This is a genomic window from Gynuella sunshinyii YC6258 (assembly GCF_000940805.1).
In the GTDB taxonomy this organism is placed as follows: domain Bacteria; phylum Pseudomonadota; class Gammaproteobacteria; order Pseudomonadales; family Natronospirillaceae; genus Gynuella; species Gynuella sunshinyii.
The window spans coordinates 993,692-1,017,191 of record NZ_CP007142.1 but is presented as its reverse complement, the minus strand read 5'-3'; the positions used below and the strand labels follow the sequence as shown (position 1 = coordinate 1,017,191).

Genomic DNA, 23,500 nt, shown 5'->3' with positions numbered 1-23,500 from the left:
TAAGAGAAACCCCATGTCACAGATGACTCCACGTGAAATCGTATCTGAACTCGACCGCCATATTATTGGCCAGGACAAAGCCAAACGTTCTGTTGCCATTGCTCTACGTAACCGCTGGCGCCGCATGCAACTCGACGAAGACATGCGCGAGGAAGTCACTCCAAAAAATATTCTCATGATCGGCCCGACTGGCGTTGGTAAAACAGAGATCGCCAGGCGTTTGGCGCGATTGGCTAACGCCCCATTCGTTAAGGTGGAAGCGACCAAATTCACCGAAGTGGGTTATGTTGGCAAGGACGTAGAATCCATTGTGCGTGATCTGGTGGAAACCGGCATCAAAATGTTCCGCGAGCAAGAGATGGAAAAGGTCTCACATCGGGCTCAGGATCTTGCCGAAGAACGCATACTGGATGCACTCTTACCACCAGCCCGGGTGGACGAAGGGCTTGGAGAGGAAAAACAGGATTCCTCAACCCGGCAGATCTTCCGTAAAAAACTGCGCGAAAGTGAGCTGGATGACAAAGAAGTAGACATTGAAGTAGCGGAGATGAAACTCGGCGTAGAGATCATGGCACCTCCTGGCATGGAGGAAATGACTTCACAACTGCAAAGTATGTTTTCCAACATGGCACCGCAAAAGAAAAAGAAACGCAAAATGAAAATCAAAGATGCGTTGAAAATTCTGAAAGAAGAAGAAGCAGCCAAGCTCATCAACGAAGAAGAGTTGAAACAAACTGCTCTGAAAGCGGTTGAACAAAACGGCATCGTCTTTATTGATGAAATCGATAAAGTTGCCAGGAGTGAAGGTCGTAATGGTGGCGATGTCAGTCGCGAAGGCGTTCAGCGTGACCTTTTACCATTAATCGAAGGTTCTACCGTCAACACCAAATACGGCATGATCAAAACCGATCATATCCTGTTTATCTGCTCAGGTGCATTTCACCTCAGTAAGCCTTCAGATCTGATTCCTGAGCTCCAGGGTCGCCTGCCCATTCGGGTTGAACTGGAAGCACTGACACCTGAAGACTTCAAACGCATCCTGACAGAAACCGAATACTCGCTGACCGAGCAATACAAAGCGTTGTTGCGTGCCGAAGGTGTCACCCTCGATTTTTCTGCGGATGGTATTAGCCAGATTGCTCAAATGGCCTACAAGGTGAATGAAAACACAGAAAACATCGGTGCCCGACGTCTGCACACACTCATGGAAAGACTATTAGAGGAAGTCAGCTTCAAAGCCACAGACATGTCAGGTGAATCAGTCAGTATTGACGAGGCATATGTAAACAACGTCCTTGGCGAATTGACTAAAGACGAAGATTTAAGCCGTTTTATTCTGTAAACACCTCCAACCTCAATGAATGCCGACCAGTTATAATGGACGGCATTCCTTTCAAGCTCTTCTGAATCCAACCATATTCTCTCCAAAACATACGCCCGAGTCTGCTGAAAATAAAACACTGCCTATACGATTACAGGTTGCATATTTACAGCTCAAGGGAACCTCTGAAAAATGGACTATTTTCGCGCAGGACATTGTCAGCCCCAGTCTCTCATCCTCATTTACTCCAGTAAACTGCGGTGTTGCGAGTGGTGCTTCCTCACCTGCATCAAAACTATTCCTATTTTTCAGAGGCCCCCAAGAAGAAAATCTACCAATATACTAATTTCTAATTCTTTGAACTCATAAACTCATCCAACATTGATAGCCAGGTGACCAATCATTCTGACTACCAACCACCCATCACCATTAACACGACATTAAAACTAAGACAAACATGGTTCACACTGTTTCAGACTTCAGTCATAAAACTGATAATCATGAACAGATTTCTGTGATCAAATTTACATCTCAGATAAAACCATCCAACAAATGACCGGCGGTCAAAATCCAATTAAATAAAAATAAAACAAAAAAAATATGGACACACTTTTGCCGACCAATGTTCTGAAATCAGACAACCTGATTCCATATATTACTTTTTAGGAAAATAAAAAAAACCTTCAATACCCTTACGGAAAATATGTAGTTCAATGAGAAACTAACTTCCCATACCTATTAAAATCAAATATCAATTAATCAACAGAAAAATGTAAATAATTTGATTGCGCAGTAATTTCCGGTTCCCAAAATATTATTACTTTCATATCAATAAATTTATCAAAAAACATATTTACAATAGAAAATTTCCATACAACCGACCAAAAACCATCAGAATTCTCATCAAAAATGATGAGCAAAATAAACTAACCTTTATGATTCAAAAGAAGGAAAAAATCTTAACAATAATTTTCCATCACAAGTGACCGGAATATTTACTACAAAAGTACGAATGTTTTTAGCTAACAATTAGCCGATTATAAAAAAGACCTAAAAACACAAACCGAATTAAAAGCTAAGGATCTAACATGACAAAAAAAACAAAAGCGCTGGTTGTTCTTTCCGGAGGACAAGACAGCACCACCTGTCTTTATTGGGCAAAAGAAAATTTTGACGAGGTTCTGTGTATTACCTTTGACTATAACCAAAGACATTCTATTGAGCTTGACTGTGCAAAAAAAATATCTGAAATCGCAGGAGTCGAGCAGGAAGTTATTAGAATGGGTGAAATATTCAAAGGCCTCAGTCCTTTGACGGATAAAACAAAATCAGTCGAACAATATGAATCCGCAGATACATTACCGGGCGGTCTTGAAAACACGTTTGTACCAGGTCGCAACATGATGTTTTTAACGGTGGCAGCCAATCGTGCTTACGTACATGAATGTGACACCATTGTTATCGGCGTCAGCCAGGAAGACTACGGCGGCTACCCGGATTGTCGCAGCGAATACATCGAACAAATGGAAAAAGCGATTGAGTTTGCACTGGACAAAAAAATTAAAATAGCCACTCCTCTTATCAATCTAAATAAAAAGCAAACTGTTGAGATGGCAAAAGAATTTTCAGGCTGTATGGACGCTCTTTCATATTCACATACATGTTATAACGGTGTTTTCCCTCCATGTGGAAAATGTCATTCATGCCTGCTCAGACTTAGAGGTTTCGAACAAGCAGGTGAAACTGATCCCATATATCGCAGAGTAAGCTGAGATAAAAACTGACAATCAACATCAACCAAATACACCCATGCTTCAGGTGCTCTAATGAATATAAACCCGATAGATGAAGGTCGCTATGGCAGTCTGGAGATGAGACGACTGTTTAGTAAAAAGTTTAAATACCAAACCTATATTGAAATCGAAAAAGAACTCGTGATTGCACTGTTCGAGGCAGGGGAAATTGCCAGGCATGATGTTGATATCATCATTCAAAAGGCGGAGCATTACGACCCGGACCTGAAAGCTATCAGCGATATTGAGTCTTCCACTCGCCATGAAGTGGCAGCCGTAATAAAACATTTTTCCTCTCTCTGTGGTGAAGCTGGAAAATATGTTCATTTTGGAGCAACCAGTAGTGACATCCTTGATACCACCACTGCGATACAACTTAAGAAAGCCAGCACGTTGCTTGAAAGACTGCTCACCGAGTTATGCGAATTAGCATGCAATCATGCATTCGAACATCAAGACTTGATCATGATAGGTCGTACTCATGGTCAACAGGCATTACCTATTACACTTGGGTTTAAATTTGCCAATTGGGCTGATGAACTGAGCAGACACCTGATTCGTTTTAGGCAAATCAAAAGTAGATTATTTGTTGGTAAGTTGGCAGGCGCGGTTGGCGCTTCGGCAGCTATTGAGACTGATGATATAAGTATTGAAAGCAGGGTCATGCAAAGGCTCGGTATCACCGCCGGTAATATCTCCACTCAGATAGTTCACAGAGACCGAATTGCGGAATTTATTTGTTTCTCAGCACTGCTTGCCAGTTCTCTGGATAATATCGCCACAGAAATCAGAAATCTCCAGAGAACCGAGATTGATGAGCTGCGCGAACCATTCGGACTGGCACACCAAATTGGTAGTTCTACCATGCCGCACAAACGAAATCCTGTACTCTGCGAAAATATTTGCAGCTTGGCGAGATTACTCAGAGGCATGGTCATCCCGGCGATGGAAAACATGGTCAGCTGGCATGAGCGTGATCTTGCAAATTCAGCCAATGAACGATTTATCATTCCACAGGCATGCCTGTTACTGGAAGAGATCCTACAAAAAGCCGTCACTATCTTTAAAGATATTAGTATCAACAGAGACAGTATCGAACGAAATCTACGTGAGTTCGGTCAGAAATATATGGCAGAGGCGGTTATGCTTGAATTAATAAAGCACGGTGTTGACCGGCAAGTTGCCTACCATGAGCTGAGGTCTCTTTCTCACCTCCAAGATAGCGATGAGTTCGAAATGCTCGTTAAAAATAACTTACTAATAACCAATACGTTATCAATTTCGATCATTGAAGAGCTATTAAAGCCTAAGAACTACATTGGCCACTGCGCAGAAAAAGCAATTTTAGTGGCACAAAATGTTTTGAACGAAATAAAAAACGGCTAACGAAAAACTCACAGATCAACACGAATTGTGTGGTTTTAGAAAACCGTTTACGTCAAATAACCCAGTTGAAAAATCAATATAGTTTCTTAATTGGTTATTAATGACATATATATAAATAGTATTTAAAGGAAAAAATTATGCCATGCACAATCATATCAGGTGGGCAATGGGGTGATGAGGGTAAGGGCAAGATTGCCAGTTACCTGGCTCTCAGAGATCAACCAAATATACTATGCCGCGCAGGACTTGGTCCTGGTGCGGGCCATACGGTAGAACACAATGGAAACACTTATAAATTAAGGCAGATTCCCAGCGGTTTTATGAACTGCGATGCAAAACTACTGATAGGTGCGGGCGCGCTTATTAATCCTGAAGTCTTATTGGGCGAAGTTGAAAAATACTCTCTTAATGGTCGATTAAGAGTTGATGGTCGTGCCACCGTGATCGAACAGAAGCACATCGAACAGGATACCCAACAGGATCACCTTACTAAGGTCATCCAAAGTACAGGCAGTGGCCATGGTCCCTGTTTGATGGACAGAGCGTTACGAACTGCCAAGATGGTTGCACAGGTTGACGCTTTACAACCTTTGGCGATTGATGTTGCAACAGAGGTCAACGCAGCTCTTGAACGTGATCTCTGTGTTCACATCGAAGGAACAAACGGGTTCCAGTTGTCTGTCTTATACGGAACCTACCCATATACTGTGAGCAAAGATTCAACCGCCAGTACTTTTGCTGCAGATGTTGGTGTCGGGCCGACTCGGATTAACGATGTGGTATTGGTATTCAAAACCTTTCCAACCAGAGTAGGTCATGGACCATTTCCTCATGAGCTGAACGATAACGAACATAACATCCAGGAATTCGGAACGGTGACAGGTAGAAAACGACGCGTGGGACGCTTCGATATGGATGCGGCTCTTCAGGCAGCACGTATAAATTCCGCCACTCAGATCGCTCTTTGCTTTATGGATCGTATCGATCCAGACTGCACCGGAAAAACATTTGAGCAACTTAATCGTGAAGCAAGATCTTTCATCGACCAGCTGGAATCGATCACAAATATCCCTGTGACGCTCATTGGCACTGGCCCCAAAACCACTGACATTATCGATCGAACACAATAAGGTAAGACATATGAAACCAGAACCAATCTGGAAGAGACAACAGCTTTTGAAAATCAGCTGGTCAGCCTTGGGAGAGAAAATACAATACCTCTCCGAGCAAGTAGGCAAGCGTGATGATCTACCTGAAGTAGTGATTGGAATATCCAGGGGTGGATTAATATTGGCACAGTGTCTCGCCCATACCCTGGATACAAAAGAGTGCTACTGCATCGGAATCTTCAGGAACACTTCTGAAACCAAATACAGTCAGCGAGGTCAGCCTTTTTTTAAATGGGGTTTATCTGCAGATATCGTCAATAACAAGTCTGTCATCATTGCTGATGATATCGCCGGAGACGGTGGCACACTGAAATCCGCCGCAGAATATCTTATAGAACTTGGCGCAGCATCTGTCACGACCTGCGTTATTGTCAAAAACAAAGGTTGCAGGAAAGATCCTGACTATTTCGCAACTGAAGTTGATGACTGGGTTGTGTTTCCATGGGAACTGTTAAATGAAAATGAACAGACTCCTGTTACCACTATCGCTTAACACTCAAACATTTAACGGGAATTTCATATGTCAATAAAACTGCTCTTTCTGGATATGGAAGGAACAATATATGCCAAACAGCACGTCAGGATGTCTGATGGAGAGATCAGCGATCACAATAGTCTGTGGTCGAGATTAATGAAAGAGTTGGGTGAGAATGCTATCAGCGACAACGAAAAGACCATCGAGAAATGGGAGAATGGTGTATATAAAAGCTACCTGGAATGGTGTGATGAAAGTGTTCGCAATCTTGCCAGGCACGGTCTCACCAAAGAGCTTTTTCAAGAAATCATGTACAGCATCGATTATAACCCGGAGGTAAAAGAGACTATCTCCGAAGTACATCGGCGTGGTATCAAAACCGCAATCATTTCCGGCGGTTTTGCCCATCAAACCAAAAGAGCCCAGGTAGACTTAAAGATAAACCATGCATGCTCTGCTGTGGAAATATTTTGGGACGAACAAGGAAAGCCATCTCATTGGAACATTTTCCCATCCGACTTCGAAGGCAAAGTTGATTACGTAAAATTACTATCCAGAGAATATAAACTCTCACTCACAGAATGTGCTTTTATCGGTGATGGAAAAAACGATGTACAAATAGCAAAAGAAGTCTCTGTTTCTTTTGCTTATCAAGCTCATGAACAACTCAAAAAAAATGCTACTTATACAATTGATCGATTCTCAGAAATATTAAAATTTATCTGATCGACAGTAAAAATAATAATTTTTTAAAAACCATGTAAGACTCATATATAAATATCAGTTAAAACAAAATAAATATTAGCTCACGTAATATCGGGAGAAGGATAAGATGATTCCAACCAGAAAGGGTTTTGCGTTTGACGACGTATTGCTCGTTCCCAAAAAAACTCATGTAACATCAAGAACTGAAGTCAGTATAAAGTCTATGCTGGTTCGCGATATAACGGTTAACACCCCAATTCTATCTGCCAATACCACTTGGTGTACGGAAAGTGCTATGGCGATTGCCATGGCCGCTGCTGGCGGCCTTGGTGTTATTCATCGCATGTGTTCAATTTCATATCAAAGTGACGAAATTCGTAAAGTCAAGAACAGCAAAATCGCGAATACCGAGAATGCCTTGCGGGATCGAAACGGCAGGCTTCTGGTGGCTGCCGCTATCGGCACCAATCATGATTACGCGGAAAGATCCGTCAGTCTGGTGGAAGCGGGAGCAGACATTCTGGTCATTGATGTCGCTCACGGTCACTCCCAACAGGCCATTGACGTTCTCAGGGAACTCAAACAACGTTTTCCAGATATACGGTTTATTGCCGGTAACGTCGCAACTGCAGACGCTACCAGGGAATTGATCGAAGCCGGTGCTGACGCTATTAAAGTTGGAATCGGCCCAGGATCAGTATGCACAACCAGAATCGTAACCGGTGCCGGTGTTCCTCAGGTCACGGCTATCCACGAGTGTGCCACTGCAGCAAGACCTTATGGTATCCCGACAATTGCAGACGGCGGCATCAAGACCTGGGGCGATATTGCAAAAGCGATTGCAGCTGGCGCGGATACTGTCATGTTGGGTGGAATGCTGGCCGGAACCACAGAAAGCGCAGCCTCGCTAGTCGAAAAAGATGGACAGAAATTCAAGGTATCTGACGGCTTTTCCACTTTGGGTATGAAGCACTATCGCGAAGTAAAATCCAATGTTCAGGCAGACAAGAAAAAACCGGACAACTACGCTTCTGAAGGCATTGAGATGGTCACACCATATATCGGAGATGTTACGCCTTTGATAGATGAAGCTTCTGCCGCCCTAAGGTCTGCCCTCAGTTATTCTGGTGCCCGTAATCTGTCTGAGTTTCATAGCCAGGCAGAGTTTATAGAAATAACCCCTTCCGGATATCAGGAAAGCAAGCCACACATTTATGATCGTCATTTCAATACATACCAAAAGTCCGATTACAAAGATGGTATCTATCGGAATATTCAATAAAAAAACCTAAACAGCCAAGCAACACGTATCAGGAATATTATAATGACAAATACCAACTATATTAGCCGTGCGGAAACTAACGAGAATCATCATACAAGCCAGGCGAGCATCGAAGACGCTTGCAAGTGCATGCTAAACAATCTTGGGGAGAATGTTGAACGCGAAGGGCTTCTGGATACCCCGAAGCGCTATGCCAAAGCCATGATGTATCTCACTCAAGGTTATAAAGCCGACATAAAAGAAGTAATAAATGGCGCTCTCTTCAGTTCCACGGCCACTGGAGTAGTGGTGGTAAAAGACATCGATTTTTTCAGCATGTGTGAACACCACATACTGCCATTTCACGGAAAAGTTCATATTGCTTACATCCCGAGCGGTAAAGTACTGGGCCTGTCAAAATTCGCCCGTGTCGTCGAAGTATTTGCCAGACGCTTACAGATTCAGGAGCAGTTAAATGAACAGATTGCAGATGCCATTGAGGACATCCTGGAACCCAAGGGGGTTATCGTTTCTATCGAAGCAGCACACATGTGCATGTCCATGCGTGGCGTTCAGAAAATTGGTTCAAAAACACTGACCACCGTTGCCAGAGGTGAACTGAAAGACGATCAGAAGTGCAACGAGACACTGTTTAAATTTTTTAACAGCAGCGTCAGCTAACTATAAAACCGGCAGGCATGATTTGTATGAAATACCAATGGTCTGAGATTTTTTTATCGATTGAGGGCGAGGCCAAATGGTCTGGCCACCCAACCGTCTATATCCGTTTTACCCGTTGCAATTTTTCCTGCAAAGGCTTTAACAATCCAGACAATATTGAGCCTGCCTCCGAACGTGCGCTGGGATTTTCTCCGCAGCACATCAACACTATTTCAGAAATACCGGAAATCTCAATTGGTTGTGACAGCATCTATTCCTGGCACAAAGATTTCCGGCATCTCTGGCATCAGGGTGATGAGCATGTTCTGGCGGCAGAAGTTACCAAAGTACTTCCTTCTTATGGTTGGAAATCCAACACCGGCCAGGAAGTGATATTAAGCCTCACAGGTGGCGAGCCCACCTTACATGCCAAAACCATTCCTCACCTGTTATCGACACCGGAATTTAATCAGGTAAAGCATGTACTGATTGAAACTAATTGCAGTGTTCCCTTGTCTGAAACGTTTATCACGGCACTGGATGACTGGGCCCTGAATCGAAAAGGCCGTATTACCTGGTCAAACAGCCCCAAACTCAAAGCAAGCGGAGAACCTTTTGACAAAGCAATCAGGCCCGAAATCGCGTTAATGCAACGACGAGTAACTCAGGATCGCTGCATTCAGTATTTCAAATTTGTCTGCCGTAATGATGATGACTTTCAGGAAGTCCAGTACGTTATGGAACAATATTACCGTGCGGGCATTCCCCGCAACGTAGAAGTCTACATTATGCCTATGGCGTGTACTGAACAGCAGCAAAAAAAAGTTATGCAGGATGTCGCAATGAAATGCCTGGAATATGGATTCATTTACTGTCATAGAATTCAAAATACTGTCTTCGAAAATGCCATCGGCAAATAACCGAACAGAAGGAAAACATATGTGGAGAATAGATAAACAGTTTTCGCTTTGCTACGGACATAGAGTCTGGAGCCAGGAGCTTCACTCCGAATATTGCGAGAACTTTGACGATCAATGCAAATGCAGACATTTGCACGGCCATGAAGGACTGGTACATATTTTCCTTGAAGGTGAAAACCTGACCAAGGGAATGGTTACTGATTTTAAACACCTGGGATGGCTCAAAACTTTTCTGGATGACTCATTGGATCACAAATTTATTATTGATCGTCATGACCCGAATTTTCAGAAGATTATGAATACCGCACATCCGATAAGCAGCACTAGCCAGTCATTCGTAACAGTGGATGACCACCAGCTGTCTTTTCAAAACATCACCATACCCGGCAGCAACGATATTGTCGCCTGTCGTCTCAATACCGATACTCTGGATTCACCTCTGGAGCAAGAGTTTTATCAAAGTTTTGTGATTGTGGATTTTGTGCCAACTTCAGAAAACTTAAGCAAGTGGATATTTGATATTGCTACCGTCCGGATGGAAAAACTCGGTATAAAAGTCTCACAGGTAGATTGGTTTGAAACGCCTAAATCCCGCTCAACCTATTACAGATCAGCCTGACGCAACAAATAGATTTTTTAACTGATCCGGACAGAAAATTTCATCAATTTCACTAACACCGAGGTTTTTCACATGAGTGATAGACACACACTAAGTGTCGCTGTTGTGCAAACGGCACCTGTTTACTTCGATAAAAATGCTTCCACAGAGAAAGCCTGTCGACTGATACGGGAATCAGGAAAAAAAGGCGCGAAAATTGTCGTATTTGGAGAATCCTGGTTACCAGGTTATCCATTTTTCACCCATGCACCACCATTTTCCAGCATATGGCAAAATTCTATGAAAATGTACCTGGAAAATGCCGTGGAAGTACCAAGCAAGACAACAGATAAAATCTGCAAAGCAGCCAAAGATGCTTCCACGGATGTGGTGATTGGTATCGCTGAACTTGATGGACAAACCAAAGGTACGATTTATTGCACTCTGCTTTATATCAGCCACGATGGAAAAATTATCGGCCGACATCGTAAGCTCAAACCAACATTCGAAGAACGGATGGTATGGGGAGATGGTGATGGAGTAGGGCTTACAGCCTTCGAGCGACCCTACGGTCGTATCAGTGGCCTTTCATGTGGAGAGCATAATATGGTATTGCCGTCATATGCATTGATGTCCCAAGGCACTCAGATTCACATTTCTGCCTGGCCATTTCCAGACTTTATTTCTGATAGTCATCCAGCGAAGGGACTGGCCATGGCCAGGGCATTCGCCATTCAGGGTCGGTGCTTTGTCATCGCATCCGCAAGTCTGTTACAGCGATCAGACCTTCCAGACGAGTATCATACACTTGTCGATGGTTGGAAATTTGCACCAGGGGAGGGAGGAAGCTGCGTAATCGGCCCTGATGGAGAAGTAATAGAGAAGTTGCGCGACAACGAAGACAACATTTTACAGGTCGATATTTCACTGGAAGCAATAACACCGTTTAAAGCACTATTTGATGTCGCAGGACACTACTCCAGGCCCGATGTATTACAACTCCATATCAATCGCGGTCCCCGTAGATCAACGTTGGATATCAATACAACACCAGAGCAGCTCTGCATCCTGCCTGAATGATTGGAAATATTGATATTTGGAATAAAGACATTCTTCGTCAGATCAGACAAAAATGATTCTATCCGATCTGACTTTCCAAAAGGTGAGAGGTTATCTACAGATATTTATTAGCCCGACAATTAAATATGTCGGGTTGATAGATAACCACTGAATGGCGCAGGCAAGGAAGCAAAGCAAAAATCTTCGATCAATCCGCCAGAACCGAATTTAGGTAACTCCGCTAGTTACGGCAGAGGTACGGAATCTGTTCGAGCCAGCAGAAAGTTATAAGAGGGCTTGCATAGATTCTTGACGCCGCATCGGCGGCGCAGATAACTATTCAGAGGAATCTTTAGAAGGAATAGCTGAATATCAACCTGGGATCATTCGTAGTAGTGGACAACATACCGCCTAGAGTCCAGTGTTGCGATACTTCATACACCGCACCAACAACTGGTCCAAACATTGTCCGGCTCCGATTTTCACCTTGGTGTTCATAATCGCGAAAGGCTACAGATAAACCTGTAAATAATGTTAATTTTTCCACCTGATCCAAACCAGGAATTTGGCGGCTGTCAAAAGAGATGCCACCATGAAAATCCAGCACGCTTTCAGTGTAGTTTCCATAACCATTATCAGTTTCATCATCCAACAATAATGCGGCACCGCCCCAGAATCCTTTAATGTATTGAATCATCTCCGGCTTATCATAAAACGCGCCGGCACCAATGCCCACGCCATATGGACCGATAAAACCAAACTCACCAAACGGCTTTAACTGGCCAGATGCCTGCGTATACCCTCCCATTCCAAGCAGAGCAGCAAGCAGTAGCAAAGGTTTAAATACTTTCATGGATGACTCCCGATAACACAACGGCCTGATTCAGAAACATGCCACGCTAACCAATAACCATGGCCACTGCAACTTTATCTGAAACCATGTTTAGGCGTTATTAACCTTAGTTATCATTCCAACACGGCGACGGACTTGATCTGGGCCCAGATACGCTGACCGGCTTCCAGCCTTAACTCATGAGCAGAGCGAGACGTCAATCTGGCCAGCAACGGACTTCCGTCTACATTCAGACGTAGCAGCATCACCGCAGGATCATCAGAAACAGCCAATTCCGTTATCGTCGCCGGCAACCGATTTTGAATACTGACCTGATCGATAGGATGCAAACCAATACTGACATCCCGGGCCAGTACACGCAGACGAATGGACTGATTCAGCTGCAAACCGTGACCACGAACCCACAAACTGCCACCAACAAATTTTGCCCGGGCCAGATGCCAACGTTTATCCTGTTCAACAATAGTTGCCGGCAAAACCACTGCAGCATGTTCATCCTGGCGGATATTGAAGTCCAGTCGGGATAAAGTCTCTGTAATATTTCCGGCAGCCTGCACCTTACCCTGTTCTAACAGAACAATGTGATCCGCCAGCCTGGCGACTTCCTCAATCGCATGGGTTACATACACAACCGGTATCGAAAGGCGCTCATGCAAACGCTCCAAATACGGCAAAATATCCTGTTTACTCTGGTGATCAAGAGCTGACAATGGTTCATCCATTAACAGAATTCTAGGTTGTGTCAATAATGCCCGACCAATGGCAATACGCTGTCGTTCGCCCCCGGACAACCTGGCGGGAGATCGGTCTAATAAAGGTAAAATACCCAATAGCGACACCAGCTCATCGAAGTCGATGGGATACGGGGTATTTGTTTGACAACGTCTGGCGCCATACAAAAGATTCTCTCTGACCGACAAGTGTGGAAACAGACTGGCTTCCTGAAATACATAACCGACTGAACGCTGATATGGTTTCAAAAAAACCTGCTCGTCCTGCCATACTTCGCCAGCGATGGTGAACCGTCCCTGAGGCAGATAATTGAGCCCGGCCATACAACGTAACAATGTGGTTTTGCCACAACCGGACGGACCAAATAACGCAGTCACTCCACGAACGGGAAATTCAAACGCAGCATCCAGAACAAAATGTCCTTGTGTTCCGGAAAAACAGGCCTGTACCGTCATATCAAGCGCTTCCGTAAGCGTTTTTCAACCAACATCATGGATAAGATCACCAGAAATGAAAACACCAGCATACCGGCAGCCAGCCAATGCGCTTTCTGCCATTCCAGTGTTTCGACATAATCATAAATTGCAATGGACAGAACTTTGGTTTCGCCCGGAATATTGCCACCTATCATAAGCACCACTCCAAACTCGCCAACGGTATGAGCAAAACCAAGTATGGCACCGGTTAATAATCCTGGCCTGGCCAAAGGCAAAGCAACAGAAAAAAAACTGTCCCATGGAGAAGCCCGGAGCGTTGCCGCCACTTCCAAAGGGCGGTCTCCCATGGCTTCAAACGCATTGCGAATCGGCTGCACGACAAATGGCAATGAATAAATGACCGAACCAATGACCAGCCCTCCGAACGTGAATGGCAGGCTATGACCGAACACTTCTTTGACAACCCGCCCGACGGGTCCTTCCGGCCCCATCAGCAACAACAGATAAAAACCAAGCACCGTTGGCGGCAGCACCAATGGCAGAGACACAGTGGCACCAATGACCTCCTTCCACCAAACCTGCGAACGGGCCAACCACCATGCGATCGCAGTGCCGATAACCATTAAAATCAGCGTCACGATACTGGCCAGTTTAATTGTCAGATAAATAGGCTCCCACATAAGCGGTTATTCCAGGCCGTAACCGTATGACTCGATAATATTGCGGGCGATGTCACTTTTTAAAAACTGCATAAATGCTTTGGCGGCCTCGCTGTCTGCAGCATTGCTTAATAACACCGCATCCTGTCGAATTGGATGATACAGATTCTCCGGTACTATCCAGCGGGATCCGCCATCCTGATCCACCACCTGCGACAGCGCGACAAAACCCAGCTCAGCATTTTTGGTCGCGACAAACTGATAAGTCTGGGCAATGCTATCTCCCTGAACCAGCTTGCCTGAAATCAAGTCATAAACGCCCATAGCATTCATCGTTGCCACCGCTGCGGCCCCATAGGGAGCGGTTTTAGGATTGGCAATCGCCAGCTTGTTAAATTTTTCAGGCTGTCCGAGTACTTTACCATCGGCATCGATCAATGAAGTGTCAGTGCTGTACAACACGATTTTACCCTTGGCATAGGTGAAGCGAGAGCCTTTCACCGCCAGCCCGGCCTCCTCAGCCTTCGCCGGTCGAGCATCATCAGCGGCGAGAAATACTTCAAAAGGCGCACCATTGGCAATCTGTGCGTATAACTTACCAGTGGAGCCAAAGCTCAACACTGAGACATGCCCGGTCTCACGACTGAACGCAGCGGCTATTTCTTTGGCCGTTTCGGTAAAATTGGCTGCAACGGCCACCTTGGTTTCCGCCGCCCAGGCACTTACGGACAAATACGAAACAATCGATATCAAAGCTCTTAACCACAAACACTTCATGTATCTTTCCTCATTGCAAAAAAGGCTCGTCTTGACGATAACGGATGGAACTTATTCGACACCAAGAATGATCTGCGATGACTTGATCAACGCACATACTCGTTCCCCCGGTTTAAAATCCATCGATTCAGCGCTGTCATTGGTGATGATGGTTACCAATGTTTTTCCGTTGCCAATATCCATTACGACTTCTGAATTGATCGCACCTGGCTCAACGGACACAACCGTACCCGGCAGACGATTGCGGGCTGAAGTACGGATATGATCATTGTCCGGCATCAGGATAGGGCTGCTGGCCTTGATCATGGCAAATGCCTCTCGTCCAGGATGAATCCCCAATGCCAGAGCACTTTTGATGGTAATTATGACAACCAACGTTGTAGTGGAAGAAACCTGCAATAGAACTTCAGCATTGACAGCACCGCAGTTCACTTCACTGACAACACCGTGAAAGACATTCCGGGCACTGGTTTTCATAGCCAAACTCCAGAGAGAAGAGGATAAAGGTGGTGAATCCTGTGTATGTTCCGACAATGACAGATCCAATTCTGCCAGTACATTGGCAAGCTTTTCACTCAGCAGTCGATGCATCGCAATGGCTCTTTTGCCTTCCGGCGTTACCTCGGCATTACCACCATGACGACCACCCGGACGGGCCCGCACCAGTGCCTGAGGGAACAGATTATTCAACGCATTGACTGCATCCCAGGCTCCCCGGTAGCTCACGCCAATCGCCTTGGCGGCCGCAGAAATCGATCCATGCTGGTCAATGGCTTCCAGCAGGTGAAACCGATCCTCCCCCACTCGTTGCCCCTGTTGCCCCAGAAAGGCCAGGATCGGCTTAACAGCATTGTCAGGCATAGTGTTCTCCATTCGTTATGCAATTAATTTGCATAATGCTTTGCAGCATCATACCTCAATATTCAGAGCAAAACCCAGACCCGAAATTTTTATCTTTAATATCAATAGCTTAGGTGTTTCGGGTCATGTAGGACTCATCACCAGTGTCATAACCTCAACATATTTTTCGTCGTAATCCTTACCTTATTCAAGCGGTGCCAATCGTTATACGACCCCAACACCCTCAAAGGGATTGCTGGCTTGCAAAGGTCAGATCGTGGATGCCTGTTTTGTAGAGAACAGACAATAGCGCTCAAGATCTTTAGTCTCGAAAGCTGCATCCATGGTGGCAGGTGTTGGTGGCAATGGAAGTGGATATAAGCTTCAAATTTACGAACTTACTTTTTATTTTTTATACGATTGAACAGTAACCTTAATAATCAAAAACTCGACAATGAAATGTCGCCAGACAGACGTTCTATCAGCAAGTCGAGAAATTGCCGTGCAGCAACTGTTAAACCACTACTGCTCGAATATAGCGCAAATAGCTGACTGGATTGTGGTGTCCATGGTTCTAAAATCCGAACCAACTGACCGCTGGCAATATCGTTTGCACATAAACTACTTGGCAGTGACGCAACACCTAACCCCTCGCGAGCCGCTTCCAATAGCGCAATCGGAGTGGTCGTCGTAAAAACCGGAACAAAACGATGCTCTGCCACTGTTTTACCCTTGTTAAAACGCCATACCCAATGGGTGCTTCGGTTTCCTAACCCAACGCATCGAACGGCTTTTAAATCACCAGGTGCCTGAATTGTTTTTGCCGTCAACAGGCGGGGGTTGGCAACCAGAGTGTATTCGATGTCCATCAGCTTTCGTGCAATAACGGAACTATCCGGTAAAGGAGTGAAACTGGGGAAAATGATCAGGTCTGCCTGGGTTTTACGCGGATCGACTTCATCCATTGTAACTTCCAGATGCAGGCGGACCTCCGGCACCTTGGTAGCAAACTCAATGGCTAAAGTGTTAACAATAGCCGCGCTGAATAATGGTGGACTGATTACATGCAGCTCCCCGGCTGGCTGATTTCTGACCCGCTCTGCCAGTGCAAAAACCTGCTCGGCTTCAGCGGTTATTATCAGACAATGTTGATAACAATCGTTGCCGAAATTCGTTAACCGGAAGCGGCGAACATTACGGTGATACAGCTGCATACCTAGCTGTTTTTCCAGCTCACCTATTCGTCGTGCCAGAGTTGATTTTGCAATGCCAAGTCTGCGTGATGCAGCTGAAAATCCACTGCATTCAACCACATGCTTCAACAAATAAAAATTATCCAGGCTATTCATTATGGACTCAAAATTGGGACGATAGATGTTTGTAATTAGAACAAACTACAGTCTTAAACAAAAATATAATGAGGTAAATTCCAACCAGAAGTTCAAGGAGTATTCATGGCAGCAAATTCCAGTGTGATCATTGAAACATCATTTGGCAGGCTGAGAGGCAAAAATGTTAACGATGTTTACTGTTTCAGGAAGGTACCTTATGCTGAACCTGCCACCGGGCCGAACCGCTTTAAATTGCCGCTGACTCCGATGTATTGGAGTGATGTTTATGATGCGATAACAGATGGTTCGGCTCCACCACAGCCGCCATCTGGAACCAGTGCAATTATGGGTGCTTATCCCATGTCTCAGGATGAAAGCTGTCTGCATTTGGATATCTGGTCACCCTCTAACGTCAATGTCTCCAAGCCCGTACTGGTTTTTATTCATGGCGGCGCATTTATCACCGGTGGTGGTTCTCTGTCTTGCTACGATGGTCATGCACTGGCACGAAAAGCCGGCATGGTGGTGGTCAATATATCTTATCGCCTTGGGCCGTTAGGATTTCTGGCACAGCCTGATTTGGCCCCTCCCAACCTGGGCATTCATGACCAGATTGCGGCGTTGAAATGGATACAGAAAACGATTGGCAGTTTTGGTGGTGACTCAGACAATATCACAGTTGCCGGACAATCCGCTGGTGCTTATTGCGTGGCTGTCATGCTGGCAAACACCTCATGCCGGGGATTGTTTAACCGGGCGATACTGATGAGCCCTCCTTTGGGGATGAAACTATGCAGAGCTGAACAGGCAAAGCCACTGGCGGCCGCTATGTTGCGAGTTCTGGGTTTTGACCCCAATGACGTTAGCAAATTAAAAGAACTACCTGCTGATCAATTGATGAAAGCACTGACGCTTTTACAAGCTCAACCCGCGACATCGACGATTCCCGGTGAGTTTACCCTGCCATTCACGCCAGTAGTGGACGATGATTTAATTTCCTGTGATCCCATCGATGCAATTAAGGAGGGCGCAGGCGCCTGGTGTGATACGCTCATTGGCGCAACAAGAGAAGAGTTTAATGCTTTTTCATTCCAGAATCCGGTGTTCATGTATTTAACCGGTGAGCAATTACAAAAGGAGTTTGAGCGCAGTTATGGTGAAAAAGGAGCAGACAAACTGGCTGTTGCCCGTGCTGCCCGTGTGCCATCCACTCCCGGCCAATTACTCGCCGACTTAAGAGGCGACGCTACATTCAATCAACCTGTCATGGAATTTGCCCGCGCACAGGCGAAACATGGCGCGAAATCTTATTTATACCAGTTTGACTGGCAGTCACCTGTTCATGAGCTAGGGGCCTGTCACTGCATTGATCTGCCGTTTTTATTTGGTCAATGGGATATTTGGCAAGCAGCTCCAATGGTTAATGGGGCAAACAAACAGGAATTACGAGATCTGTCATTTTTGTTTCAGGGCGCATTAACCGAATTTGCCCGCAGCGGAAATCCAAACAATCAAGGGTTGCCATTATGGCCGGAATACGGTGCCGATAAAATGCAGCTGCATTTTGACCGTCGGATTCAATATTTTTATAAACACGATTAACCCAACACGCATTTATATCGGGTTAATCGTGTTGATGCAGGGACGCACAGAGAGATTAAACGATCCGACGATTCGGTGTTTCACGCAACACCATCAGGCGCAGATTTGGGTAGCTCCCGTGAAAATGCAGATGTGGCTATCCAAATAACCTTACTTTAAAACTCCCTCTATGCACCTGCCAGGGGTTAATTTAGGTCAACCGTTAAAAAGATTGACCCAGGTAGTCATCTCACACACCGGTTCTTTAGTTGAATAGATCCAGGCTGATTGAACGCTAATTACGCCCAAACCTCACCAACCCATTTACTCCCAGGCATGAGTGATTAAACTCTAGCACTCAAATTACTTTGTCCATATGGAGCATTCATGCCTGCATTTCTAACCAATCTTATGATCGATTTCAGCCACTGGCTGCGCCCCTGGATGCCACAGCTGTGCATGGCAGTGATCGCATCATTACTGGTCATTTACGGCAATAATATCAACCGGGCTGTCAAACAGTTGGTTCAGGGCTCCCATTTCATCATTCGTACCGCAGTCTTTGTGCTCCTCTGTGCCGTTGGCTATGGCATGGCCACTGTCTTGTTGGCGCCTTTGCTACTAAAACTGCTGTTGAATCTTGGAGCACAATGGTATGGCCTGGTTATCGTACTGATTTTCATTGTGATCGGCATGCTGGCACAAAAACACAATTACCAGTAAACCGGACAACAGCTGCTACACTAAAATTCATAGTTTTAATAATTCGAGTCGCCATGCAATTAAAAGTTTCTGCAGTTTTGTTAATAGCGCTGTTTTGTCTCAGTACACGGACCATGGCTTTCAGCCGTGAAGGTCATGAGGTGATTGCCGGCCTTGCATTCACTATGCTCAGCGATGAGTCCCACAAGGCACTCAGCTCATTAATGGGAAGTCAATACCGTCTGGAATGGGTCGGGTCGTCTTATTGGGCACATGAGCTTTCCCAAAGACCCGGTAATGAATGGATGCAGAGTCTTCACGAAGTTCAGTTCGATACTGACGCAACCGCATTCTCCCCAACCAAAGACTGTGCTGATAACAAATGCGTGGTGGCAGCCATTCTTGAATCGGAAAAAGTAATCAAGGAACGGGCCAAGTTCACTCTGGTCCAGCAACGCCATGCCGTTAAGTTTCTACTGAATTATGTCGGTGATATCCATCAGCCAACTAACTGCGGATTCAAGAGAGACGATAATGGTCGGAAGATCCTGCTCGAAAGTGGTGACAAGAAAGTTAACCTGCATTGGATCTGGGATACAGGAATCCTTCAGCTGACGGGAAAAAAGTGGTCAACTCTGGCCGGAGAGTTTGCCAAACAGATCAAGCCGGAACAAACCGCTGCCTGGACCGCGGATATGGACCCGCAACACTGGGTCTGGGAATGCCACCAGGTCGCCCGGAATGTTGCCTACCAGTCGGCATTGGATAAGAAAAAGTGGGATATGGGCTACTACAAAAGTGCATGGCCGACATATGAAGAGCAACTGAAAAAAGCTGCGGTTAGGCTGGCATATCTGCTCAATGATCTGTTTAAGGATAATACTGCTGTAAAGTAATTTTCTGTGCCATAAATGATAAGGGCAGTACCATCAGGTACCGCCCCAGAGCGAGTCATTAGCATTACTTCCCGTGTCACAACTTCCTTGAAATTCCGGACTATCCTTTATCCGGTCATCCCTGATCCCTAGAGTTATAGTTCCTTTTGGAGCTTCCCGCTCATTGGTGTCCCTAAAAATCCTTTTCCGTCCATTCCTTTTGCAATCCCTGCATTTCCTTTTCCCTGATCCTTATACATTCCTTTGCAGCGTTATCCTTAACACTTACTTCTGCCTTGAAGTCAGTCCTTGTGTTCGCTCCGTCGATGGGGAGAACTATAGCAAAGGAATCAGACGCTGTGGGTTACATAAATGTGTCACTTCACAGCCCATTTCTCAGCCACCTGCCGGAATGGCTGACGGAATGCGGACACCTGCGATAAGAAGACATACAAAAGGATACAAAACCACAGAAAATAACCACCTTGGCTGACAACTATGTACGAGATATCTTACAAGCCAGTCAGAGATTTGCTATTTATCACTCACGACGCTGTTCCAGTTCTTTGAACGGAATCTCCGGAATCAATATCACCGCAACCAGGCCACATAGCACCATGACCATGGCCGTTAGAAAAATAGTTTTCACAGCTTTGGTCCAGGTCGCCTTGAATGTCTGCGCCACCTCAAAAATCTGAGTTTCTGTCTGTTCCAGCCTCAAATGAATCTGTGCATTCAGAGCTGCAGCATCCATAGTGGCCAGCACCTCCGGTTCAACTCCAAGCAGTTGAAGATCCGCAGTGGTGAGAGTCTGACGGTTCTGTATCCGGCTGGATAAGTGGGCATACTGTTTTTTCGCTGTGGCGATCATCTTGTCTGCGTCAAAGTGACTGGTGACCGACGCCCCTGTTTCTATCGACAAATGCGCTGTGTCGGTTTGACCCAGGACCGAAGCACCACCAATACCCATCCCGACCGTCAGGATAGAAGTGAGAATGGTTCCAAAAACCGCCAGTCCCACAGTATTCCCAAGTTGCCGGACAAATGCAGCGGTACTGCTGACCATGCCGATTTTCTGGCGATTTACGCTGTTGATCATCATCTGGGTCAGCATAGGGATACTGGGACCGAGTCCAAGTCCAACCAGGAATAGCCTGACACTGATCGACCAATGGGGCTGACCGACATTGAGAGTCAGAGAGACAGCCAATAACGATACAACTGCAAAGCTCAGGGCTGGAATCAACACCGGTTTATAACTGCCGATATGGCTGGCCAAACGCCCGGACGCGACATTGGCGGCAACCAGTCCAAAAGTTAATGGCATCACCGTCACGCCTGCCCGAGTGGCGCTGAAATCATAGACATTTACCATATACAGGGGAATGAATACGATAGCGCACAGAAAAGCTCCTCCGGTAAAAAATGCACCGAGCGCCATCAGTCGAAAGCTTTTGTCTGCGAATAACATCAGATCAATAATGGGTTCATCAGTCCTACGCTCATGGACGATAAACGCAGTCAATGCCAACAATACAATGGCCACCATAATCAGCACTGGGACAGAGATCCAAGCATAGCGCGCAGGTGCCAATGCGAAGATCAACAACAAAGGAATCACCGTTGCCAGTAACAGTACTGCGCCCGTGAAATCGATACTGCCACTATTGCGATGCCTGAGCGGCGGCATCTTTTTCAGAATAAATGGTAATACCAGCGCCAAAATCGGCACATTCACCAGAAAAACCCAGTGCCAGCTGGCCATATCGGTCAAAATACCACCCACCCAGGGGCCAATAACGGAACTGACGGCGAATACCGACCCGAACAAGCCCTGATACCGGGGCCTCTCCTGAGGTGTGAATATGTCACTGACCAGGGCAAACACGGTCGACAGGATCGCAGCGCTGCCAATTCCCTGAAGAGCCCGGAACAACACCATGGACAACGGCGAAAATGCCAGAGCGCACAAGACACTGGCAAAACAGAACAGCAACAAACCCGTGACCAATATGTTCCTGCGTCCATACAAATCAGACAGTTTGCCCCAGATCGGTAAAGTTGCAGTGCTCAGTACCAGAAATGCTGTGGTCAACCAGGTAATCCAACTGGTTGGAAACGCCAGATCTCTAACAATGGCAGGAGTGGCCGTGGAAACAATGGTCTGATCCAGCGCTGCCAGAAACAACGAAACGAGTGCTCCCAACAGAATCAATCGTTTCTGGGCCAATGGCATTAAGCGTGGATCATTTATCATAGCAACCTCATGTTTATTGATTAGCGCCAAGCGGTAAAGAACGGCCTTTTATACCGAGCAGATCATCCCTAATGCACAGGTTCACAGCAGGGCTCGGCTGAACATGATCTGGCCCTCAGCGAGCTCTTTCAGCAAACTGCTCACGATACTCACTGGGACTGACCGTCATATATTTTTGGAAATTCAATCGAAGATTTAATGCACTGGCAAACCCACACTGATCAGCAACCCATTCCAGTGACCGCCAATCCGACAGTTCCAGCAAAGCTCTGGCCCGTTCTACGCGCTGGCGGTTTAACCATTCTTTGGGACTCATATTAGTGGCAAGCCGAAAACGGCGGTCAAAGTTCCGGCGCGACATCTTTGCCTGCCTGGCCATATCATCAACATCAATAGGCTGATTAAGGCAGGCACTGGCCCAATCCAGGGTGGCAGAAAAGTGACTGTGCAATTCAGGCATCGGCGTCTCTACAAACTGAGACTGGCCACCGCTGCGATGGGGTGAAATAACCAGTCGTCGGGCAACCTGATTGGCCACTTGCTGGCCATAATCCTGGCGTATCACTTCCAACCCCAGGTCCAGCCCGGCAGCACTGCCGGCGGAACAGCCGATTCGACCATCAAAGCTGTAAAGTACCTGATCCAACAGTTCGATATCCGGAAAACGCTCTCTGAACTGCGCCTGATAACGCCAATGGGTACACGCCGGACGCTGATCCAGAACACCACAGTCAGCCAGCAAAAAAGCGCCCGAGCAAAAAGAAATCATCCGGCCGCCACGATGTGCCAAAGCCTGTAATTCCTCTTTCAGCATATCAGGAAGTTCTGATGGTGCGACCGACCAGGCAGGTACCACCAGCATGTCATAGGCCTGGAGATTGTCTGTTTGAACAACCTGAAGAGAAATACTTCCCAGTCCTGTCAGGGGAGACGGGTGGAAGGTCACAACTTCCGTCCGATACCAGTGGGAATATTCCTGTCTGGGCAAGGCAAATAATTCCAGCGCACACCCCAGCTCAAACATGGCTGGTTGTTGATTGACCAATATAGCGACTCGAGTCATTGTCTATACCCTGATATGGCTGATTTTTATCGATAGATGTCTTTTA

22 protein-coding genes are annotated in these 23,500 nt (G+C 45.9%); 14 read left to right on the top strand and 8 right to left on the bottom strand.

Going from position 1 to position 23,500, the window contains the following annotated elements; translation table 11 throughout:
• Positions 1 to 13: 13 nt before the first annotated feature.
• From hslU to YC6258_RS04460, 11 genes are all read left to right on the top strand, one after another.
• Complete coding sequence (gene hslU / locus YC6258_RS04510) at positions 14 to 1,342, top strand: ATP-dependent protease ATPase subunit HslU (protein ID WP_044615986.1); 1,329 nt, start codon at positions 14 to 16, stop codon at positions 1,340 to 1,342.
• Positions 1,343 to 2,409: 1,067 nt separating this feature from the next.
• Positions 2,410 to 3,093, top strand: coding sequence for a 7-cyano-7-deazaguanine synthase QueC (gene queC / locus YC6258_RS04505; RefSeq protein ID WP_044615985.1), 684 nt, complete (start codon positions 2,410 to 2,412; stop codon positions 3,091 to 3,093).
• A gap of 54 nt (positions 3,094 to 3,147) precedes the next feature.
• Positions 3,148 to 4,500 carry an adenylosuccinate lyase gene (gene purB, locus YC6258_RS04500; protein WP_044615984.1) on the top strand — a complete coding sequence of 451 codons (1,353 nt, stop codon included), beginning with the start codon at positions 3,148 to 3,150 and terminating at the stop codon, positions 4,498 to 4,500.
• Positions 4,501 to 4,637: 137 nt separating this feature from the next.
• Positions 4,638 to 5,630 (top strand): adenylosuccinate synthetase, encoded by a 993-nt coding sequence (locus tag YC6258_RS04495; protein WP_044615983.1) that lies wholly within the window; start codon positions 4,638 to 4,640, stop codon positions 5,628 to 5,630.
• Between the two features lie 10 nt (positions 5,631 to 5,640).
• Positions 5,641 to 6,162, top strand: coding sequence for a phosphoribosyltransferase (locus tag YC6258_RS27005; RefSeq protein WP_052830053.1), 522 nt, complete (start codon positions 5,641 to 5,643; stop codon positions 6,160 to 6,162).
• A gap of 27 nt (positions 6,163 to 6,189) precedes the next feature.
• The gene (locus YC6258_RS04485) at positions 6,190 to 6,870 is read left to right on the top strand and encodes an HAD family hydrolase (protein WP_044615982.1); all 681 of its coding nucleotides are present in this window, start codon (positions 6,190 to 6,192) and stop codon (positions 6,868 to 6,870) included.
• 106 nt (positions 6,871 to 6,976) lie between these two features.
• A complete protein-coding gene (gene guaB / locus YC6258_RS04480; protein ID WP_044615981.1) occupies positions 6,977 to 8,131 on the top strand; it encodes an IMP dehydrogenase in 1,155 nt (384 codons plus the stop codon).
• Positions 8,132 to 8,173: 42 nt separating this feature from the next.
• Positions 8,174 to 8,791: a GTP cyclohydrolase I FolE gene (folE, locus tag YC6258_RS04475; RefSeq protein WP_044615980.1), complete on the top strand. Its 618-nt coding sequence runs from the start codon at positions 8,174 to 8,176 to the stop codon at positions 8,789 to 8,791.
• A 26-nt stretch (positions 8,792 to 8,817) separates the two neighbouring features.
• A complete protein-coding gene (locus YC6258_RS04470) occupies positions 8,818 to 9,690 on the top strand; it encodes a hypothetical protein (protein WP_044615979.1) in 873 nt (290 codons plus the stop codon).
• A 19-nt stretch (positions 9,691 to 9,709) separates the two neighbouring features.
• Complete coding sequence (locus YC6258_RS04465; protein WP_044615978.1) at positions 9,710 to 10,309, top strand: 6-carboxytetrahydropterin synthase; 600 nt, start codon at positions 9,710 to 9,712, stop codon at positions 10,307 to 10,309.
• Positions 10,310 to 10,381: 72 nt separating this feature from the next.
• Positions 10,382 to 11,368 (top strand): carbon-nitrogen hydrolase family protein, encoded by a 987-nt coding sequence (locus YC6258_RS04460; protein ID WP_044615977.1) that lies wholly within the window; start codon positions 10,382 to 10,384, stop codon positions 11,366 to 11,368.
• Between the two features lie 331 nt (positions 11,369 to 11,699).
• On the opposite strand, the gene YC6258_RS04455 is transcribed toward YC6258_RS04460, so the two are convergent.
• The 6 genes from YC6258_RS04455 to YC6258_RS04430 form a co-directional block, all read right to left on the bottom strand.
• Positions 11,700 to 12,200 carry a hypothetical protein gene (locus YC6258_RS04455; RefSeq protein ID WP_044615976.1) on the bottom strand — a complete coding sequence of 167 codons (501 nt, stop codon included), beginning with the start codon at positions 12,198 to 12,200 and terminating at the stop codon, positions 11,700 to 11,702.
• Between the two features lie 113 nt (positions 12,201 to 12,313).
• Positions 12,314 to 13,387 (bottom strand): molybdenum ABC transporter ATP-binding protein, encoded by a 1,074-nt coding sequence (gene modC / locus YC6258_RS04450; protein ID WP_052830050.1) that lies wholly within the window; start codon positions 13,385 to 13,387, stop codon positions 12,314 to 12,316.
• Positions 13,384 to 14,049, bottom strand: coding sequence for a molybdate ABC transporter permease subunit (gene modB, locus YC6258_RS04445; protein ID WP_044615975.1), 666 nt, complete (start codon positions 14,047 to 14,049; stop codon positions 13,384 to 13,386). The genes modC and modB overlap by 4 nt, the downstream gene beginning before the upstream one ends.
• 6 nt (positions 14,050 to 14,055) lie before the next feature.
• Complete coding sequence (gene modA, locus YC6258_RS04440; RefSeq protein WP_044615974.1) at positions 14,056 to 14,805, bottom strand: molybdate ABC transporter substrate-binding protein; 750 nt, start codon at positions 14,803 to 14,805, stop codon at positions 14,056 to 14,058.
• A 51-nt stretch (positions 14,806 to 14,856) separates the two neighbouring features.
• Positions 14,857 to 15,666 (bottom strand): TOBE domain-containing protein, encoded by an 810-nt coding sequence (locus YC6258_RS04435; protein WP_044615973.1) that lies wholly within the window; start codon positions 15,664 to 15,666, stop codon positions 14,857 to 14,859.
• Between the two features lie 419 nt (positions 15,667 to 16,085).
• Positions 16,086 to 16,994 (bottom strand): LysR substrate-binding domain-containing protein, encoded by a 909-nt coding sequence (locus YC6258_RS04430; protein WP_044615972.1) that lies wholly within the window; start codon positions 16,992 to 16,994, stop codon positions 16,086 to 16,088.
• A 105-nt stretch (positions 16,995 to 17,099) separates the two neighbouring features.
• Between YC6258_RS04430 and YC6258_RS04425 the strand changes: the two genes are divergently transcribed.
• The 3 genes from YC6258_RS04425 (at position 17,100) to YC6258_RS04415 (ending at position 20,155) form a co-directional block, all read left to right on the top strand.
• Positions 17,100 to 18,578, top strand: a complete 1,479-nt coding sequence (locus YC6258_RS04425) for a carboxylesterase/lipase family protein (RefSeq protein ID WP_044615971.1) — start codon at positions 17,100 to 17,102, stop codon at positions 18,576 to 18,578.
• Positions 18,579 to 18,944: 366 nt separating this feature from the next.
• Positions 18,945 to 19,280 (top strand): DUF3392 family protein, encoded by a 336-nt coding sequence (locus YC6258_RS04420; protein ID WP_044615970.1) that lies wholly within the window; start codon positions 18,945 to 18,947, stop codon positions 19,278 to 19,280.
• 53 nt (positions 19,281 to 19,333) lie between these two features.
• The gene (locus tag YC6258_RS04415; protein WP_169748930.1) at positions 19,334 to 20,155 is read left to right on the top strand and encodes a S1/P1 nuclease; all 822 of its coding nucleotides are present in this window, start codon (positions 19,334 to 19,336) and stop codon (positions 20,153 to 20,155) included.
• Between the two features lie 520 nt (positions 20,156 to 20,675).
• On the opposite strand, the gene YC6258_RS04410 is transcribed toward YC6258_RS04415, so the two are convergent.
• The gene (locus tag YC6258_RS04410) at positions 20,676 to 22,391 is read right to left on the bottom strand and encodes an MDR family MFS transporter (protein ID WP_044615968.1); all 1,716 of its coding nucleotides are present in this window, start codon (positions 22,389 to 22,391) and stop codon (positions 20,676 to 20,678) included.
• A gap of 115 nt (positions 22,392 to 22,506) precedes the next feature.
• Positions 22,507 to 23,454, bottom strand: coding sequence for a GlxA family transcriptional regulator (locus YC6258_RS04405; RefSeq protein ID WP_044615967.1), 948 nt, complete (start codon positions 23,452 to 23,454; stop codon positions 22,507 to 22,509).
• Between the last annotated feature and the right edge of the window lie 46 nt (positions 23,455 to 23,500).

Excerpts from the sequence above, each read along its gene's own strand:
- hslU (WP_044615986.1), top strand. The coding sequence starts at position 14 with ATGTCACAGATGACTCCACGTGAAATCGTATCTGAACTCGACCGCCAT.
- queC (WP_044615985.1), top strand. The coding sequence starts at position 2,410 with ATGACAAAAAAAACAAAAGCGCTGGTTGTTCTTTCCGGAGGACAAGAC.
- purB (WP_044615984.1), top strand. The coding sequence starts at position 3,148 with ATGAATATAAACCCGATAGATGAAGGTCGCTATGGCAGTCTGGAGATG.
- YC6258_RS04495 (WP_044615983.1), top strand. The coding sequence starts at position 4,638 with ATGCCATGCACAATCATATCAGGTGGGCAATGGGGTGATGAGGGTAAG.
- YC6258_RS27005 (WP_052830053.1), top strand. The coding sequence starts at position 5,641 with ATGAAACCAGAACCAATCTGGAAGAGACAACAGCTTTTGAAAATCAGC.
- YC6258_RS04485 (WP_044615982.1), top strand. The coding sequence starts at position 6,190 with ATGTCAATAAAACTGCTCTTTCTGGATATGGAAGGAACAATATATGCC.
- guaB (WP_044615981.1), top strand. The coding sequence starts at position 6,977 with ATGATTCCAACCAGAAAGGGTTTTGCGTTTGACGACGTATTGCTCGTT.
- folE (WP_044615980.1), top strand. The coding sequence starts at position 8,174 with ATGACAAATACCAACTATATTAGCCGTGCGGAAACTAACGAGAATCAT.
- YC6258_RS04470 (WP_044615979.1), top strand. The coding sequence starts at position 8,818 with ATGAAATACCAATGGTCTGAGATTTTTTTATCGATTGAGGGCGAGGCC.
- YC6258_RS04465 (WP_044615978.1), top strand. The coding sequence starts at position 9,710 with ATGTGGAGAATAGATAAACAGTTTTCGCTTTGCTACGGACATAGAGTC.
- YC6258_RS04460 (WP_044615977.1), top strand. The coding sequence starts at position 10,382 with ATGAGTGATAGACACACACTAAGTGTCGCTGTTGTGCAAACGGCACCT.
- YC6258_RS04455 (WP_044615976.1), bottom strand. The coding sequence starts at position 12,200 with ATGAAAGTATTTAAACCTTTGCTACTGCTTGCTGCTCTGCTTGGAATG.
- modC (WP_052830050.1), bottom strand. The coding sequence starts at position 13,387 with ATGACGGTACAGGCCTGTTTTTCCGGAACACAAGGACATTTTGTTCTG.
- modB (WP_044615975.1), bottom strand. The coding sequence starts at position 14,049 with ATGTGGGAGCCTATTTATCTGACAATTAAACTGGCCAGTATCGTGACG.
- modA (WP_044615974.1), bottom strand. The coding sequence starts at position 14,805 with ATGAAGTGTTTGTGGTTAAGAGCTTTGATATCGATTGTTTCGTATTTG.
- YC6258_RS04435 (WP_044615973.1), bottom strand. The coding sequence starts at position 15,666 with ATGCCTGACAATGCTGTTAAGCCGATCCTGGCCTTTCTGGGGCAACAG.
- YC6258_RS04430 (WP_044615972.1), bottom strand. The coding sequence starts at position 16,994 with ATGAATAGCCTGGATAATTTTTATTTGTTGAAGCATGTGGTTGAATGC.
- YC6258_RS04425 (WP_044615971.1), top strand. The coding sequence starts at position 17,100 with ATGGCAGCAAATTCCAGTGTGATCATTGAAACATCATTTGGCAGGCTG.
- YC6258_RS04420 (WP_044615970.1), top strand. The coding sequence starts at position 18,945 with ATGCCTGCATTTCTAACCAATCTTATGATCGATTTCAGCCACTGGCTG.
- YC6258_RS04415 (WP_169748930.1), top strand. The coding sequence starts at position 19,334 with ATGCAATTAAAAGTTTCTGCAGTTTTGTTAATAGCGCTGTTTTGTCTC.
- YC6258_RS04410 (WP_044615968.1), bottom strand. The coding sequence starts at position 22,391 with ATGATAAATGATCCACGCTTAATGCCATTGGCCCAGAAACGATTGATT.
- YC6258_RS04405 (WP_044615967.1), bottom strand. The coding sequence starts at position 23,454 with ATGACTCGAGTCGCTATATTGGTCAATCAACAACCAGCCATGTTTGAG.